Below are 952 nucleotides of genomic sequence, written 5' to 3'. Positions count from 1 at the left end.
CCGGGACAGTGATAAAACCGGTTGGGACGATTCAGATCACCACCACGCCAGTGGCCGATCCGGGCGGGATGCAGGATTTTGTTTACTGGCAGCTGGACGCCAGCGGCAGCGGCGTGCAGCCGGTGTATGTGGTACTGACGGACCCTCTGGATTCAGGGCGTTACACCCGTCTACAGCTCGACAGGAAATATAAGCATGCCGGTGATTTTGGCGTCACTAACACGCGAAAGAATAGCACCACGCTGACGCAGTTTCGCGATGCAATAGAGGCGCACCTGAAGGATAAGGACACCATTGAGCGGGGGACATACCGACGGGAGAAAGGCTCCCGGGTATATTTTAATCCCGGAACGATGAATGTTGTCGTCCTTAAAATCAATGGTGATTTCCTGTCGGGATGGGGCATTAAACTTAGTGAGGTTAGCGGCAGAATTTATCTGGAAACGGGGGTTTTATGAGCTGGATTAGTCAAATCGAGTTAGGAAGAGAATTGGTCAACAACCAGATCAGTGCTGAGCAGTTTTCCGAAGATATAATAAAAGGACGTCGTAAGTTATCTGAAGAAGAGCCCAATAAAGCAATAAACTGGTGCGCGGGCGAGCTTTTCATTTTGGCTGATTGCTATAACTCCGACTCGGATCGTACCGAAGGGGAGCTGAATGAGGCCGAATTAAGGGCGGAAGTGAAAGCCCTGCTGGAGCAGTTTAACCTGCTCTGAGCTGCACTCCTTCGGAATACCTGCATGCCGGGACGATGAATGCTGTCGTCCTTAAAATAGAGGGTGATTTCCATTCAGGCTGGAAAATTGACCCGGCAATCGATAACGGCAGGATCTATTTAGAAACGGAGGTTTTATGAGCAGAGTTAAATTGGTCGAGCTGGGAAGAGACTTCCTCAGCAACAGGATTAGTGTTGAACAGTTTTGCGAAGATATCGTTATCGAACGGGACAG

The 952-nt window shown here is 49.8% G+C and carries 2 protein-coding genes; both read left to right on the top strand.

What is annotated here, in order from left to right:
• A partial coding sequence (locus A1830_RS20785; RefSeq protein ID WP_304439264.1) for a colicin D domain-containing protein occupies nucleotides 1-458 on the top strand: 458 nt, incomplete at its 5' end.
• Nucleotides 455-718: a colicin immunity domain-containing protein gene (locus A1830_RS20780; RefSeq protein WP_067710501.1), complete on the top strand. Its 264-nt coding sequence runs from the start codon at nucleotides 455-457 to the stop codon at nucleotides 716-718. The genes A1830_RS20785 and A1830_RS20780, both read left to right, overlap by 4 nt.
• Nucleotides 719-952: the final 234 nt, after the last annotated feature.

The sequence above is a fragment of the Erwinia sp. ErVv1 genome, assembly GCF_900068895.1.
Classification (GTDB): domain Bacteria; phylum Pseudomonadota; class Gammaproteobacteria; order Enterobacterales; family Enterobacteriaceae; genus Erwinia.
Note: the sequence above shows the minus strand (reverse complement) of the source record. Positions and strands in the feature narration are given on the sequence as shown.